At 36.5% G+C, this 15,432-nt stretch carries 11 protein-coding genes, 1 tRNA gene and 3 pseudogenes; 6 read left to right on the top strand and 9 right to left on the bottom strand.

Translation table 11 applies throughout. From position 1 onward, the window contains the following. Positions 1 to 227: 227 nt before the first annotated feature. Both LIT25_06475 and LIT25_06470 read left to right on the top strand, forming a co-directional pair. Positions 228 to 4,382 carry a S8 family serine peptidase gene (locus LIT25_06475; GenBank protein USK34980.1) on the top strand — a complete coding sequence of 1,385 codons (4,155 nt, stop codon included), beginning with the start codon at positions 228 to 230 and terminating at the stop codon, positions 4,380 to 4,382. 215 nt (positions 4,383 to 4,597) lie between these two features. Next, positions 4,598 to 4,993 carry a tyrosine-type recombinase/integrase gene (locus LIT25_06470; GenBank protein ID USK34979.1) on the top strand — a complete coding sequence of 132 codons (396 nt, stop codon included), beginning with the start codon at positions 4,598 to 4,600 and terminating at the stop codon, positions 4,991 to 4,993. A gap of 1,242 nt (positions 4,994 to 6,235) precedes the next feature. Here LIT25_06470 and LIT25_06465 read toward each other — a convergent pair. The 3 genes and pseudogenes from LIT25_06465 to LIT25_06455 form a co-directional block, all read right to left on the bottom strand. Beyond that, positions 6,236 to 6,607 carry a hypothetical protein gene (locus LIT25_06465; GenBank protein USK34978.1) on the bottom strand — a complete coding sequence of 124 codons (372 nt, stop codon included), beginning with the start codon at positions 6,605 to 6,607 and terminating at the stop codon, positions 6,236 to 6,238. Positions 6,608 to 6,711: 104 nt separating this feature from the next. Continuing rightward, positions 6,712 to 7,092, bottom strand: a complete 381-nt coding sequence (locus LIT25_06460; protein ID USK34977.1) for a hypothetical protein — start codon at positions 7,090 to 7,092, stop codon at positions 6,712 to 6,714. A 206-nt stretch (positions 7,093 to 7,298) separates the two neighbouring features. Beyond that, positions 7,299 to 7,457 (bottom strand): annotated as a pseudogene (locus LIT25_06455) (VOC family protein). Positions 7,458 to 7,473: 16 nt separating this feature from the next. Here LIT25_06455 and LIT25_06450 point away from each other — a divergent pair. Next, positions 7,474 to 7,605, top strand: a pseudogene (locus tag LIT25_06450) (site-specific integrase). Positions 7,606 to 7,701: 96 nt separating this feature from the next. On the opposite strand, the gene LIT25_06445 reads toward LIT25_06450, so the two are convergent. The 4 genes from LIT25_06445 to LIT25_06430 form a co-directional block, all read right to left on the bottom strand. Beyond that, positions 7,702 to 7,773 (bottom strand) — tRNA-Val (locus LIT25_06445). Between the two features lie 448 nt (positions 7,774 to 8,221). After that, positions 8,222 to 10,189 (bottom strand): TRAP transporter permease, encoded by a 1,968-nt coding sequence (locus LIT25_06440; protein USK34976.1) that lies wholly within the window; start codon positions 10,187 to 10,189, stop codon positions 8,222 to 8,224. After that, on the bottom strand, positions 10,179 to 10,688 hold the full coding sequence (locus LIT25_06435; protein ID USK34975.1) for a DUF1850 domain-containing protein: 510 nt from the start codon (positions 10,686 to 10,688) through the stop codon (positions 10,179 to 10,181). The genes LIT25_06440 and LIT25_06435 overlap by 11 nt, the downstream gene beginning before the upstream one ends. Before the next feature lie 62 nt (positions 10,689 to 10,750). Then, on the bottom strand, positions 10,751 to 11,740 hold the full coding sequence (locus LIT25_06430) for a TAXI family TRAP transporter solute-binding subunit (GenBank protein USK34974.1): 990 nt from the start codon (positions 11,738 to 11,740) through the stop codon (positions 10,751 to 10,753). A 286-nt stretch (positions 11,741 to 12,026) separates the two neighbouring features. Between LIT25_06430 and LIT25_06425 the strand changes: the two genes are divergently transcribed. From LIT25_06425 to LIT25_06415, 3 genes and pseudogenes are all read left to right on the top strand, one after another. After that, complete coding sequence (locus tag LIT25_06425) at positions 12,027 to 12,449, top strand: SRPBCC domain-containing protein (GenBank protein ID USK34973.1); 423 nt, start codon at positions 12,027 to 12,029, stop codon at positions 12,447 to 12,449. Then, positions 12,449 to 12,784 carry a metalloregulator ArsR/SmtB family transcription factor gene (locus LIT25_06420; GenBank protein USK34972.1) on the top strand — a complete coding sequence of 112 codons (336 nt, stop codon included), beginning with the start codon at positions 12,449 to 12,451 and terminating at the stop codon, positions 12,782 to 12,784. The genes LIT25_06425 and LIT25_06420 overlap by 1 nt, the downstream gene beginning before the upstream one ends. 187 nt (positions 12,785 to 12,971) lie before the next feature. Then, positions 12,972 to 13,575: pseudogene (locus tag LIT25_06415) on the top strand (alcohol dehydrogenase catalytic domain-containing protein). Positions 13,576 to 13,640: 65 nt separating this feature from the next. Here LIT25_06415 and LIT25_06410 read toward each other — a convergent pair. Together LIT25_06410 and LIT25_06405 are read right to left on the bottom strand one after the other, a co-directional pair. Further along, on the bottom strand, positions 13,641 to 13,883 hold the full coding sequence (locus tag LIT25_06410; protein USK34971.1) for a WGxxGxxG-CTERM domain-containing protein: 243 nt from the start codon (positions 13,881 to 13,883) through the stop codon (positions 13,641 to 13,643). Between the two features lie 853 nt (positions 13,884 to 14,736). Then, the gene (locus tag LIT25_06405) at positions 14,737 to 15,360 is read right to left on the bottom strand and encodes a spore coat protein (GenBank protein USK34970.1); all 624 of its coding nucleotides are present in this window, start codon (positions 15,358 to 15,360) and stop codon (positions 14,737 to 14,739) included. Between the last annotated feature and the right edge of the window lie 72 nt (positions 15,361 to 15,432).

Below are 15,432 nucleotides of genomic sequence, written 5' to 3'. Positions count from 1 at the left end.
AAAACTGATGAAAAAAAGCGTATTTTGAATTATGTATTTATGCAATATTCCCCCCAATTTACAAAACTCCAAATATTCTTAATAATTGTAAGTGCTTATGTAATTATAATGAATCAACGAAAATCGATGAATTCTAAATAAATACTTAAAACCTATTAGAATCATTGTTTCGTAAATCATTGCACTACATATGTAATAAAGTGACAGAGACTTGGGGGGGGAAGAAAATGGGAAAAAAAGCACGCAAAAGTAGGATTGTCAAAAGCTTAGTTATTGCTACTCTATCATCTAGCTTTATTTTAGGTTCTATTGGACAAGTACCAACTACTACGAAAGCGGTTAGTTATTCGAATACTGAAAATTTACTTGCTAATTTAACACCAGAACAAAGAGCAGCTCTTAACCAACTTTCAACAAATGAAGAGACAGGTCTTCAAATTTCTTCTGATATTGATTTAAATTCTACGAAACAGACTTCTGTCATTATTGAGTTTGCAAATAAACCAGCAAAAGTTGCTAAGATTGAAGCGGCATCAGAAGGTCAACAACTATCAGATTCTGAAGCATCAAATTTAGTTGATCAAGATCATGAAATATTTCAAAAAGATTTAGGACAAGTATTAGTTGATGAAAATAGTAAAAAAGTAAATTATAAGATTAATTGCTCATATAAACATGCATTTAATGGTGTTTCAATGAGTTTACCTGCAAATCAAATTCAGAATCTATTAAAATCAAAAGTTGTCAAATCAGTTTGGAGTAACGAAACGTTTACGATTGATCCGCCTGTTCAAGGAAAAGATAATGATCAATTAAAAGCAGATGAATTCAATATCGCAAATTATACACCTTATGATGGATTAGACCGTTTACATGCAGAAGGCTATACCGGTAAAGGGATTAAAATCGGTATTCTAGATACTGGAATTGATTATAACCATCCAGATTTAAAGGATGCTTATAAAGGTGGATATGATTTTGTAGATGACGATAGTGATCCGATGGAAACAACCTATGCTGATTGGAAAAAATCAGGTAAACCAGAAATGAATGGATCGACCTATTATACTAATCATGGTACACATGTTGCTGGGATTATTGGAAGCCGTGGAGTAACGGATAGTGAGTATACAACAGTTGGAGCAGCACCAGAAGCAGATATTTATGCTTACCGAGTGCTTGGACCATATGGCAGCGGACAAGCTGATGACATAATTGCATCTGTCGATCGAGCTGTGAAGGATGGCATGGATGTTATTAATATGTCACTAGGTAATTCACTTAATGATCCATTATATGCAACTTCAATTGCTGTAAACAATGCAGTATTAAGTGGAGTAACAACCGTTGTTGCAGCGGGGAATAGTGGCGATAAAAATTATACGCTAGGTTCACCAGGTGCTGCAGCCTTAGCGTTAACTGTTGGTGCATCATCTGTTGCAATTGATATTTATCAATATGCAGGTGCACATAATGGGAAGAATTACAATTTAAGACAATTAGCAAAAAACTATAAAGATGATTTATCTACATTAAAAGGAAAAACTATCCAACTTGTTGATGTGGGGCTCGGAGATAACTATACAGGAAAAGACGTAAAAGGGAAATTTGTACTCATGAGCCGAGGAGTTTATACATTGGACTCTAAAATTGCGAATGCCAAGGCACAAGGTGCTGCTGGCGTTATCATGTATAATGATGAAGCAAACAAGGCCGAGGGTGCAATTCAGTCTTTTTTAGGTGAATCAGTTAATGCGATTCCTTCATTCTCTGTTTCAAATGAAGAAGGATTAACGATCTTGGAAGCATTAAAAACTGGTAAAACTGATTTCACATTTGGCGATTTTACTAAGATACAAACAGCATCCGATGAGTTAGCAAAATTTAGTTCTAGAGGTCCTTCTCGAATAAATTATGACATTAAACCGGAAGTAACTGGACCAGGTGTTTCGATTCTTTCAACCGTCCCATTTTACGTAAACGATAAAACAGCAGATGGAACAAAACCGGAAGATTATAAATATGCATATCAGCGTTTATCAGGAACTTCAATGGCTACACCTTATGTAGCAGGTGTGTCAGCATTATTACTTCAATCAAATAAAGATCTCGGGCCAGCTGATATTAAATCCATTTTGATGAATACAGCTGATCCATTATTAAAAGATTATAGTGTATTTGAAGTAGGAAGTGGACGAGTAGATGCATTTGAAGCAATTCACTCGAACGTAGAGTTACAAGTAGTCGATAAAACACCGACAATCATAGATGGAAAACAAAAACCAATCAAAGAGTTAACAGGTGGAATTAGCTTTGGTTCGTTTGGTTCTGATGACCAAGATATCACAGAAGCTAGGAATATCATGTTAAAAAATCGAAGTGAAAAATCAAAAATATTTGATGTAAATGTTAAATTCCAAACAGGATTAAGAGGCTCAAAAGATGCAGCTCTAAATAATGTGACTTTAACAGGTCCTACTTCGGTAAAAGTTGATGGAAGTAGCCAAAAGTCAATTAGATTTAGTTTGGACATTCCGAAAACGGCTGAAAAAGGAACATACGAAGGATATATCGTATTTACAAATAATGAGGATTCAACTGAGCAATACCAAATTCCATTTGGTGGCCGTGTAGTGTACGAGGGAATCGATACATTTGAACTATCTAATCCATTGTATTCAAACAAAATGACAAACGTAACTTCTTATGACTATCCGTTTATGTCTGGTTCATTCTCATTAAAATCACATATGAAAACATTAGATGTTGTCATTCAAGATCCAAAAACAGGTGAAGATTTAGGGGTAATTGGATACTTCAATACAGGCGTAATGAATGAAAATCAAGTATATAATATTATGACCCTAGCAGCTACGGATTACTACCCATTTACAGGTGATTCAAAAAATCCGATCAGTAGTGATAAAAAATTAATTAGACCTGGTCATTATAAATTGAAACTAGTAGGAACAAGTGAAAGTGAAAAAACATTCTCTATGGAAAAAGATTTTATGCTGGAGTATGGAACACCAAATTTTACAGCTAGCTTTGATTCGTTAGATCAAAAAGTAATTGAATATAGTGACAGCGATCTAGATTCAAAGGGACAAATGTTATATGACTTTAAGCTCAACATAAATGATCCTGAAATCGATGAGGCGAAAAAGTACGGTATTCCCGTTGATCAATCAAATAATTCATTTGTTTATTCGTGGGCATCACCATATCCTTCAAAACCTATTCGTGTAGATAAAAATGGTGACTATTCAGATCATATTTTAGTTGATAGTAAATATGCAAAATTACCGGTAGTGTTCTATGCTTTAGATGCTGCAATGAATGCTTCTTCCTATAAACACGTTGTGTTTACAAAAAATACAACACCTTACTATTATTTGAAAGCAAATAAACAAAATATAACTACTGGAGAGACTGTAAATTATTCAGTTCGTTCAAATAATGTTAAAAACCTAAAAACGGCAAAAATTACAATGCAAGTAAACAAGAATCAAGGTGCAATTGAAAATGTAATTGTTAACGATGCGGTTAAACAATATGGCGACGCACAAGTTTCAGTAACAACTGCACCAACAACTTCGGAAAACAGATTACAATATACGTTTACATTTACGTATTTAGGTGATAAAACGTTACCTGAGGACCTACAGTTATTTAATTTTGACGTAAAAACTCTAGATAAAAGCTTTACTACAGAACCTTCAATTGGATGGGATTTCTATGGAACGACTATTGACCAATCAAATGTAGAAATGAAAAATGTTTTCACTTATATAGATAATTATTTTGTAAATGCAAAAGTTTCAAGATTATCTGGTTCAGTACAAATAGAAGGTGCGAAAAATCCAACTACAGGCCAACCGATTTCTGAAATTGATCTCAGAGAAACGAAAGTAACATTAACATCATTTGATGGAAAAACTGTCCTTGAAACACCAGTTACAACAAAACAAGGTGATTATGCATTTGATGGTATTAAGGCAGATACAAAGCCGTATACGATTAAAGTAGATGCTCCTGGACACTTTACAATGTATAAAACAGTAGACTTCCTATTTGATGACATTCGTGGAGAATTAATAGGTAAATCTTTCAGAAACTTATTAAAAGTTGCACGAGCTGGCTATGTTAATAAGGATGATGTAATCGATGTATTAGACGCAATCGAGTTACAAAAAAATTGGGGAACTAATAATGTAACTACAGATTTTAACTTCGATAAGATTGTTGATAAAAAGGATATGGATTATGTGATTAAAAACTATGGATTACAAAATGACTCTGTTCCAGATGCCCCTCGAGCGAAAGATACGTATAAGGGTATTACGTTGGATAAGGTGTTAAGTCAGTTAGGTTTAAAATAAAGGTTTTAATATTTAGATGACTGTCAATGAAAGGGGCAAGGGGATCATTACCTTGTCCCTATTAAACTATGATGTCCGTTACCGACAAAAGACAAATGAATAGAAGGACAATATCAACATTTTTGTTAGCTTTCCTAAAAGATTAATATAGTTAGGTTGATAGAAATAGTTGAGCTTATTCATTTCATTTTGGCTGTGCCTAGAAGCTTCTGCATGTGCGCCCTTTTCCTTCGGTTCGAATAATCTCGCTATCGCCAAGTGTAACGGAACAATTGAAGCAATATAAGGTTCAAAAGAATAAGGAAAGATTATGTCTGGGGGATAAATGGGAAGGTTTTGTGCGATTTTTATTATTTTCTACATGGGATGGTAAACCTATGTATCCATCAAGTATTACTGCATGGTGGAGAAAAAAATTAAAGATATTCGGACTTCCGTCGATTACGTTTCATGAACTAAGGCACACCTCTGCTACATTATTAATTAATCAGGGTGTCCATGTCCATATGAAAACTATTAGCGCAAGGTTAGGTCATGCAAAAATCGGTACAACCATGGATCTATATGGTCATGCTTTAGACAGTGCTGATAGGGAGCTGCAAATAATTTGATTATTTATTTCAACCCAAGAAAAAGGAAAAGTCATAAATCTATAAAAAAATCAAAAATAAGATTTAATCTGCCACCAACCCATCTGTATTTATCTAAAACAAGTCCCTGTGATAACTCAACGTTTTCATGGCTCTTTCCTAATGACCTGTGAGGGATTCGAACCCCCGACCCCTTCCCTGTCAAGGAAATAGCGTAGCTGGGTAAGTTCAGGAGAATTTATGACAAATCCATTTGTACCAGCATTTTCCAAACCACCATTCTACTACTTTATGAAACATTAAAAGCATTTGGGTCAGTTTGGTCAGGTCAGTTATATTGCTAAACATTAAGGGTAGCGCTAAATATTGGAAAGATACTTAATAAATATGAAGAAGAACTTTGGAGTCATTTATTAAAAGAAGAAAAACCGCCAATTTAATTATAATGGGTTCCGTTTTGAAGTTTTTCATTGGAAAAAGGACTAATCTCAATTGTCAGCTGGCTGTTTTCGTAAAAAAAGGAGATGTGCCATTGGCACATCTCCTTTTCACTTCATATTTCAATCGTTTCTCAAGCTCTGCTTTAACTTCTTCAAAACCTGGTTTCCCAAGTAAAGCAAACATCTTTTTATTATTAACTTGGAAAATCAGGTTCTTTCATTTTACTTCTATAAATATATGTCAACTTAACATTTCTTCAAAATGATGATTTTCAAATTCGTAAATATTCATACTCTTTCGGCGAAAATGTGGTCAATAATGTGGTCAAAAAGAAGATTATTAAATGCGCCCCCAACTTCTTATAAAACATTCAATAGCACTAACATTATCTATAAGAACATAACCGAAACCAGCATTTGAAATTGTGGTCTAGCTTTTTTTGATTTACCTAGCTTGCAAAAAACAGCCATTCGGTTAGCTTATTGAAAAATTTTCCAGAATTCCATTAAAGCGCCTGATTGCGGAAGATCAATTATTTCATAAGAGGCTTACCAGTTATTCCTGATAAGCCCCCGTTACTTTAAGTATAATACTTCACAATCTTCTTCGTTAATCAAACAAAAAAGCAATGCCTTGTTAAACATCGCACCCCTAAATTCATATTTGTAGTATTAATCAAAATCATTTTCTTCTTCGATTTTTAAAATTCTTCCTAGTTTTGCAAGAAACTCAACTTCGAATATTCTGTTTTCTGGTGTTAATATGCAAACTTCAGGATAATTCATACAAAATTGCGAAGATAAATAAAAAGAGAGTAACCTCTTAATTTTGGTTACTCTTAATTATTTTCACAAGCTGTTTCACCTGTTCCTTGAGATCATCAATCTCTTTCACCTGTTCCTTAAGATCATCAATCTCTTCCTGCATCTTATCCTTCTCTTGATCTGACTTAAAATCATCCACCTGTGATTGAAAGTCGGCAGAAACATCTATATTTAGTTGAATGATTGTTCCAATAGTCGACAAAGCGTCACCCACAGTAGCCAATGCACCGCCAATTATACCTATGATTACCCCAGTATTGTTAGGTGGCTTATATTCAAAATTACCTAAGGTTGAATTAGAGTCATTACCGTTAATGTTGGCTGTAGGAGGGAAAGGAGGGGGAATGTAAAGCCTTTTATTCTTATTCATGAACTCACCCCATAACTATAAACAAGGATTTATAGGTTCGTAAAGTAAACAGTAAGATGGACCTATATAATCAATTCTATTCTTATTTCAGTCATTCTATAAACCTAATCGTTAATCCTGTTATAAAGCTCTATTTTCTTTTGTTTTTGTAAAAGTCTTATTTTTTCTTGCGTCTGTGTCATTTGTTGTAGGGTTTGTTGCAGTTGCAATTCTAGTGGTTCTTTCTCTTTTTGGTCTTGAATTTGTTGTAGCTTATCATTTTCTAATGCAATTGCTTGGCCTATAATGCTAATTGCATCTTCTGTTGTAGTTAACCATTGTCCAAATAATTGTAAAATATCAACAGAATTAGAGTCTTTCCCACCATTCTCAATATTACTACTCAGAATATCCCCTCCCTTATTTTGTAACTGTTCTATGTTATGCCAAAAGGGCTTGAGTTGCATCAACGAATTTCTAATCTTATGTACTTTCAGTGTTTTCATGAACAAACCTGCTTCGTTAGTGGAACAACAAAAAAAGCTGCCGAAGCAGCAAATCGTTCTGCACTAAAGCACCAATTAGTTTAAGTACATTACTTCACAAAATCAAAACTAATTAAGCTCTTTAATTTAAAAGTAGGTATTACCTGATGGAGTAATACCTTGTTGCTTTTAATGTAGTATTTATTTAATGAAAACACTTAAGACTTTCACGAAGGAAGATTTAGTTGCCACGATACTCCAAACCGATCATTTAGCCAACCAAACCTCTGACTAAAACCATAATCACCAATTGGCATAAGTGCTTGTCCACCCTTGATAAGTTTCTGATAAAAGTTGTTAATTTCTTCTTCAGTATCACAAGTAACCTATTTGTTAAGTGAAGGTTTTAGTATGAAAGCTATCCAAGAAAGACTTGGTCATAAAGATATTGGGACCACGATGAACTTATATACACATGTCACTAAAAAAATGGATTCAGACGTTGGAAATGCCTTTTTAAAGGTCAGAAATTAAATCGGTCAGTCATTTGGTCAGTTAATTCTTTTTAATGACAAATAAAAGGGTCTCCCTTTTTTGGGAAACCCTTTTATATCAACGTTTATAGGTATATGACCTGTGAGGGATTCGAACCCCCGACCCCTTCCCTGTCAAGGAAGTGCTCTCCCACTGAGCTAACAAGTCGCAGTATGTAGGTGTTGCTGACAAACTCTATTATATGAGGATGCGTGCGCAATGTCAATAAAAATTATTCACGCTCTCCTCCGCTTCTTTTTGTCTGCTACAATGTGCTTATCACATGGTGAAGGAATAAAGATGACGGTTAAATCTATTCGGATTATGTGTATCCATATTGTTTTATCGGTGAAGCACCGCTGAAAAAAGCGATTCAAGGCAAGGAGTTGTTCAGGGCCTTAACTCGCAGGAAACATTCGAAAAGATTTAGCATGATCAAAGAGTGAATGAAAAATTAATTGTTGGAATATAAAGAATATATTTTACCATAAATCCAGAATTCGATTCGACTCATTTCCCGGACAATAATCGACGAAATACCTAGATATCGTCTGAGTTTGCTGTTTAAAAAAAAGCATGAAAATCATCAAGTTAATTTTCATGCTTCATCAGTTTATTATGCCTGCTGTACTATTTTCTGATCTTTATCTCTATTTATAAAGAACTGTGCTGCAAACAATCCTGCAAACATAATTAGACCGAATACATCTGAAATTCCCTCTGGATAGATTAATAGTAAGCCTGCTATGATAGCCAGTACTCGTTCTATCCAGTTCATAGGTCTCATCCAATAGCCTATGATTCCAGCTCCAATTGCAATCATTCCCGTCACAGCTGTAAATACAACCCAAATGACTTCTGGAACGGTTGTATCAATTAATAGCATTTCTGGGGAAAGGACAAAGATGTATGGAATGATAAATGCTGCGATAGCAAGCTTCGACGATTGTATCCCTGTACGAATAGGCTCTCCTCCGGATACTCCGGCAGCAGCAAAAGCTGCTAGTGCCACCGGCGGTGTAATATCTGCAATGATTCCAAAATAGAAAACAAATAGATGAGCAGCTAAATCCGGATAGCCCATGAATATGATAACAGGTGCTGCTATTGTTGATGTGATGACATAGTTTGCCGTTGTTGGTGATCCCATTCCCAAAATTAAGGATGCGATCATAGTGAAAATCAGTGTTGGTATAATGTAGCCTTGTGCAAGGTCAATTAGCCCATTTGCAAGCGTTAACCCAAGTCCTGTTTTCGTAACAATTCCAACAATGATACCTGCAGCTGCAGTTGCCGCCGCTACAGACAAAGCAGTTCTCGCCCCATCCACCAATGCTAAAATAATAGCTTTTGGCCCCATTCGAGTTTCTTTATTTATAAAACCTGCTACTATTGCAATTAAAATAGAATAGAGGGCTGCATGCATGACTGGAATACCTGTCATTAACAAGATGATAATCGCTAGAATCGGAAGCAAAAGGTAGATTTTCTTCGCCACTTCTTTACGGTTAGGCATTTCTTCTTCTGTTAATCCCCGTAAGCCTAATCGTTTCGCTTCAAAATGTGTCATGATCCAGATCCCAGTGAAATAAAGGATAGCTGGAATAGCTGCAGCTTTTGCAATGTCCCAATAAGTGATGCCATTTCCAATAAACTCGACCATCAAGAAAGCAGCTGCTCCCATGATTGGCGGCATTAATTGACCTCCAGTTGAAGATGCTGCTTCAACAGCTCCGGCAAATTCCTTTTTATATCCTAATTTTTTCATCATTGGAATGGTGAATGCCCCTGAGGTTACAACATTCGCAACTGAGCTTCCGCTGATAGTTCCCTGAAGGGCACTTGAAAAAATAGCAACTTTAGCCGGTCCGCCGACTCTTTTTCCTGCGATTACAGCTGATAAATCATTAAAATATTGGCCTACTCCTGTTTGAATTAAGAAGGAACCGAATAACAGAAACAAGAAAATAAATGTTGCCGAGACCCCTAGAGGCGTTCCTAAAATACCTTCTGTTGTGAAAAACATCGTCTGAACCAATCGTTCAAGACTCAAGCCCCCATGCTGAAGAAATCCTGGCATATATTGTCCAAATATCCCGTAAAGCATAAAAATAATGGCAATAATCGTAATAGGCAGGCCAACCGCTCTTCTTGTTGCTTCTAGAACGAGCAGAATCGCAATAATTCCAATTGCAAAGTCAGTTGTTGTTAAGATACCAACGCGCATTGCGATGTCTTCCATAAAAAGCGGCCAATATGCACCTACGACAATACTGAGAAGAGCAAGCACGATATCATACCAGCCAACTTGCCACTTGCCGGTTTCTTTCTTTTTCTTACTTAACGGGAATAATAGAAAAATAAGCGACAATGCAAATCCTAAATGGACGGAACGCTGAATTTGAGCAGTAAAAACAGAAAAAATTGCTGTGTACAATTGAAAAAGGGAGAATGACAGCAAACCTAGGAAAGCAATCCATCCCATGATTCCTGTGAGCTTTCTCGTTGCAGCTTCCGGATCGTACTTTTCAAGAATTTCCTGCTGTTCTTCAAGTGATAAAAATTTTACTTCTTCATCCTTCATTCATTTTCACTCCTCTAAAAAGCTGAAAAAGATTCATGGTTTCATAGCTGATTCTGACCCATGTACCGGGTTCTATGTATTTTTTCAATTCATATTCTTTTCCTTTGTATACTGCTCTATGATTGGCTACTACCTGTCCTGTGCTGAGGTCAATAAACGGAAATGTCCGATTCATATTTGAAATGATATACCGTCCATTCTTTCTCTCAAAAACTTCTTCACCCTCGGGCCCGGAAGGCATGCCTACTGCAAACGTGTCATATGAAAGCTCAATTTGTTTGATCTGTTTATTCGAAAGTTCATACGTTTCAACCACATCTGTCAGATGAATGGAATGGGTATACCTTACCTGAAAAGTATCCATTTCATTAACAGAAAGGTAAGCCAATAGTTTGCTTGTGTCTTCAAAATGAAAAGCAACGGTTTTCTTAAACGGGATAAAAAAGATGAGAATCAAAGCGATGAAAAGCATGGGAACGAATAATAGCTTTTTCTTCATCCCTATTTCCTCCAAAATCAAGCGATAGACCGCAGTTCCCCTGCGGCCTATCTCTCAAACCATTATTTCAGTACGCCTTTTTCTTTGAAATATTTCTCTGCACCAGGATGAAGCTTTAAGTCGCCGATTCCTTCTAGTGCCGTTTCTGCTTTAATCAATTTTCCTTTTGCATGAGCGATTTTATCTGTGTTTTCAAAAATGGATTTTGTGATATCGTATACGAGATCTTCCTCAAGCTCATCTTGAACAACAAGCATCGCTTTAACAGCTACTGTATTAACGTCTTCACCAATCTTGTACGTGCCGCTTGGAATAACATCCTCTGAGTAGAAAGGATATTTTTCGATAAGCTCTTCCACTTTGTCAGCTTCAAGAGGAACGACAACGACTTCGTTTTGAGCTGAAAGGGTTTCAACTGCAGCAGTCGGTGTTCCGGCTGTTACGAATGCCGCATCAATGCTGCCGCCTTGAATTCCTTCTGTTGACTCATCAAATGACAGGTTTTGAGCCTTAATATCATCCACTGTCAAACCATGAACTTCAAGAACCTGAGTAGCATTTAAATAAGCTCCTGAACCGATTGCTCCAACGGAAACCTTTTTGCCTTTTAGATCTGCAACGGATTTAATTCCGCTTTTTTCCGTAGTGATTAATTGAACTGTTTCGTTATATAGCGTGCCAAGTCCAAGTACGTTATCAATCTTGTTATCTTTAAACATACTCTCCCCTTTTAAAGCATATGTCGCAATATCTGTCTGAGAGAATGCTATTTCAGCGTCTCCGCTTTTTAAGGTTTGCATGTTTTCTACTGAAGCTCCTGATGACTGAACAGTTGCCTTGTAATCTGTGCTATCAGAAATAATATCTCCAAACGATCCGCCAAGAGGGTAATATGTACCACCCGTTCCGCCTGTTAAAATCCGCAGCGTTTTCGGCTTTGAATCTCCAGAACCTCCGCCGGAACCCGATGTTGCACCGTTTCCGCCACACGCAGAAATAATCATGATAAGAGCAAGCAGCATCATTACAAATAAACTTTTACTCATTTTCACTAGTAAATTTCCCCCTCTTTGTCATTTAATTGTAACATTACCACTTTTTTATATTACCATATGTTTGAAGATAATTGTCAATCTATTCTTAACATTTGAAATTTATCTAATATAATACTATTTGAGGCGGTTCTATATGAAACATCTAAAACTATGGGGTTTACGCAGATTTCTATTCAATAAATTAAATTAACAAAATATTAATTCATTGACATAAAACCAAATGGTTTTATATAATCAAATACGAAACCAAATGGTTTTATATTTACGATAAGGAGAATACATGATGAATCAAACTAATTTGCCGGACATTACACAGACCGTTGTCTACAACGCTCCCATTGAAAAAGTATGGAATGCCGTCTCCACCTCTGAAGGAATTGCCGCATGGTTTATGCCTAATGATTTTCAGCCCGAAGTTGGCCATGAATTTCACTTGCAATCCCCGTTCGGCCCGTCACCATGTAAAGTGATCCAACTGGAGCCCCCTCACCGTCTTTCATTTACATGGGATACAGATGGCTGGATCGTCACTTTCTTATTGAAAGAAATGGAAGGAAAAACGGAGTTTACCCTTATCCATGGCGGCTGGAAGCAATCAGACACAATTCTGCCAAAAGCCAATGAAAAAGCCTCTGTCATTCGTGACCGCATGAATCACGGCTGGATAAAGATTATCGAACGCCTGGGAGAGGTTGTTGGAAACTAGTGTCATCTTCTGCACAAAAATATGATGTTTTTCAGGCTATTGCTGACCCAACGCGACGAGAAGTGTTAAAGCTGCTTGCAGAAAAAGAGATGCCGATCTCAGAAATCACAAGCCATTTTCAAGTAACCCGAACAGCGATTGCCAAACATCTTCACATTCTTTCCGAGGCTGAACTTGTAAGCGGAAGAAAAACAGGAAGAGAAAAAAGGTACAGGCTTCATCCGGAGCCGCTTGCGGAATTACATGAATGGCTTTCCTATTACGAGCAATTCTGGAATAACAAGCTGTCTATGCTGAAGCATCTTGTTGAGCAGCCTAATGAAAACGAGAAATGAAATACCATTTGAACAGCGTCCTTTTAAAAGGGACGCTGTTCTTTTTTATATTTCAGGAAGAATCCTCAAATACTGAGAAAAAATCACATAAAAAAATCAGATGAAAGACTCATTTTCTCCTTTTTTCATTTTTATTCAATCTTTCAGCGGGTATATCAAAACTATTACTATACGGGAGGTTGTTAAATTGAAAGCTGTCACATTTCAGGGAATGAAGGAAATGGAAGTGAAGGAAGTTCCGGATGCCGTGCTTCAGAAATAGGACGATATCATTGTCAAAATTACCTCAACGGCCATTTGCGGATCAGATTTTCCTATTTACCAAGCAGCCCTTCCTGCTGAAAAAAACTATGTTGTTGTCCATTAACCGATGGAGATTGTGGAGGAAGTCGGATCAGAAGTAACAAAAGTTCAAAAAGGCGACAGAGTTGTCATCCCAATTAATATTTCCTGCGGAAGCTGCTACTATTGCAAGCACGACCTTGAAAGCCAGTGCGATAATTCAAATCCCAATCCGGAAATTGATACAGGCGGTTACTTTGGATTTACAGAGAGGTACGGGAATCACCCGGGCGGTCAGGCTGAATACTTAAGAGTGCCGTTTGGAAATTTCATGCCGTTTGTCATCCCTGAATCTGTTGAGCTTGAGGATGAAACCTTGCTGTTTATGTCAGATGTATTACCTACTGCGTATTGGAGCATTGAAAATGCCAACGTAAAAAGTGATGATACTGTTGAGATTAGAGCGGGCAAAAAGAATGAACAATGTTGAATTCATCAATTTTGATGATATTAAAGATACAAAAGAAAAAGCATGCGGCATTTTGCCGCATGCTTTGGTATGTCTGCAGTTATCTTAATCCCTGCGATCTCTATCTTTTCTTCTAAGACCTAACAGCCCTGCTAAACCTAATAAACCAATCCATCCCATGTCCATATCATCGTTATCGTCAGCTGCAGCGGCAGTTTCTGTATTTACATTTCTTGTACCTATATTATCGTTTCTGTCATTGTTGTTATTTTCTGCCTGAACGTTTACACCAGACATCATAACCGCGATAACCATTGAAAATAGGATCATCATTACATTTTTTTTCATGAGAACACCTCCATTTTTTATTAGTACGTTTGTTATTCTCTTCAAACTTGATCAAATTATTCAAAATAATATTTTGCCTTGCATTGAAGAACTTGAAACACTTTTAAAAAAGAATGAGGCCGGTTTGCCGCCTGCCCCCGAAAGACCAAATGCAGATTAGAAGAAATCCCTGCGGGTGCACGCATTTCAGTGCTTTTCTCGTCTTACTTAAAAAACCGCCAATTAAAGATTGGCTGATCATCTTTTTATTGAAAAGCTATTTTGTATCCCTGGTAGATTATTTTATCGTCAAACAGCGATATATTTCGTATCTAGTCAATCTGTTCAAGAAGTATTTTAATATTAGCGTCATTTTTGATTATTTGATTTTTCCGAAAACCTGTGTTTATTACAATCAATTGACATTGAATTCATCAATCAGAGGTATTTTTGCTAAAGTTTTCGTTTTCAGTGTTCCAATGACACTTTTAGAAGACTGGCCCTGAAAAAAATTCAAAATTAATTAAATATCATAAAGGCTGGAATTCAAACATCAGTTTTCTAACAATCACACTTACCTTTCTTTTTACACGATTTTTTATAGGGTTTGTAAAAAATATTTCAAATCAAGGCAATGGTTCAAATATAAAGACCTCTCAAGATTGAGAGGTCTCAGGCCGTCGACAAAGTCGACAGCTATTTTTATACCAAAAGTCAGGCACAAGATATTGTGGTCTTTTTACAAAAAGACATCTAAATATACGAATAAAACGAAAGAAAAAACCCTATTTCAACAATATGATATTAGAAAATAGGGTTTGTCTACACTCTGAGACCTCTCAAGATTGAGAGGTCTTTTTTTGACAGAGATTATTCAATTCGGAAGATTATTCGATTGTGCAGGAGCATATGAATTCACCATCTGCTGCATATCGCCTTCTGTAAGCTGTGGAACCTGATAATAGTGATGTTTATTTTGATAAATTGAAATCTCATAAGCCATTTCAATGCAATTTGGAATGGTATCAGCCAAAACTCGTCTGACAACCGGGTTTGCTACCTCTGTCGTAGCCATACCTTTTAAAGACGCAATTGATTTTACAGAGCCGAGCATGAGGTCTGAAATAACCTGATCATTTATTTCCTCAGGCATCTTCATCGGCTTCATCGGCTGTGAAGGTTTAAGGCCATAAACAAAGTCATTTCCCTGCTTCATATTGTAGACTTCCGTCGAAACTGAAGGCTTCATACCTGACTGAAAACACTCAACAATCGTGTTGTATTCCGTAATCATAAATTGCTCTTGGCGGTTCATCATATCCAGAAGTTCCGGATCTTTAACATGCGGTTTTAAAATGGTATATAAGTTTAATGTATTGATGGCACCAGATAAAATTTCAGATACATCAAACATCTCATGTCCGCCATGGCTTAATTGGGGCTGCAAAGCTCCAGTGTGCATGTTTTCAGATCCTGCATTGTTCATTGATTGATCCATTTTATTCATTCCTCTCTTATCATTTTAATACATACATACCTATTCTGTATCCGAGAGGGAAATCTATTCGTC

Origin of the sequence: Bacillus sp. F19 (genome assembly GCA_023823795.1) — a bacterium.
GTDB lineage: Bacteria > Bacillota > Bacilli > Bacillales > Bacillaceae > Bacillus_P.
This window is presented reverse-complemented; position numbering and strand designations above follow the sequence as displayed.